The sequence below is a fragment of the Halorubrum sp. Atlit-26R genome, from assembly GCF_003666015.1.
Taxonomy (GTDB): Archaea; Halobacteriota; Halobacteria; order Halobacteriales; family Haloferacaceae; genus Halorubrum.
The window spans coordinates 1-1,072 of the sequence record NZ_QPLT01000091.1 but is presented as its reverse complement, the minus strand read 5'-3'; the positions used below and the strand labels follow the sequence as shown (position 1 = coordinate 1,072).

General features: G+C 58.6%; 1 protein-coding gene. It reads left to right on the top strand.

What is annotated here, in order from left to right; genetic code table 11:
- Window positions 1-14 precede the first annotated feature (14 nt).
- On the top strand, window positions 15-1,072 hold a 1,058-nt coding region (locus DVK07_RS19455; protein ID WP_121598508.1), incomplete at its 3' end, for a hypothetical protein.

The following is a 1,072-nucleotide window of genomic DNA, read 5'->3' as shown; positions in this document are numbered from 1 at the left end:
CGAGGTATTCACTAATGTCTACAGATCCAGACGCGGCAGCACGGCGTATCATGAATCAGTTTGGTGAGGAGAGTCGTATCCCCTATCTCAACATCGAGGAGGGGGACGTCGGCGTACTCATCGCCTTCCCGATCATCGGGCTCTTCATCGCGAGTCTCACCGGCGTTGAATCGCTTGCTCTCCCGTTCGTGGCTGGCGGACTCGGGTTCGGTCTCGCCGTCATCTACGTCTCTCCCGACCACCTGAACGCGTGGACGTGGACAAAGGACGTCTATCGATACGTGAAGCGCCCCCGAGTTACGTTCAGTGCCCCAGAAGCAGCCGACAGTACCACGAACGAGACCGAACGAAACGAGGGTGGGCTCGCAAACTACACCCCGTTCAAACCGGACGAGCGAACACAGGACCTTACGAACATCAAACGGGCGTGGCCCGGTGCTGGGGCGATCCAACGGACGGACGGTACGATGGAAGCCTTCATCGAGATCGACCCGGGGAACATGGACTTCGCAATGTCCAACGACTGGGCACAGCTCCAGAACGCCGGCGAAGACTTCGCCAACAAGGAACTCGACTCGAAGCTCAAATTCCACGCGACAACCCGGTCATTCCCGGTCGAGCAAATCACCCAGACGATCGAGGAACGGCTTACCGACGAAGACGTCACGGCAAATCCGATCTTCCGGGAGCTCCTCGAAGAATATCAAGAAACACGCCCCAGAGAGATGCGTGACCGTGGCATCCAACAGATGCGATACTACCTGGGAGTCGAGGTCACACCGCTCGAAGTCTACGACCGCTACCGAGACGAGGGGACGCCCGCCGAGAAACTGACGAAGTTCCCCGTCATCGGGTTCCTGTTCAATCCCTTCGTGACGCGACGTGAGGACCTCACCGATGTCGAACGCCGTGCCCAAATGTTCGAGAAGCTTGACAGCCGCGTCAACGACGTTCGCGCCGAGTTCATCCAGCAGGCGTCCGGCTGGTCTGCTCGTCGACTCAGTACGGTCGAACTGTTCGTTCTGAACATGGACTTCTGGAACGGACGAGAGCACGACTACGACGACGCAGA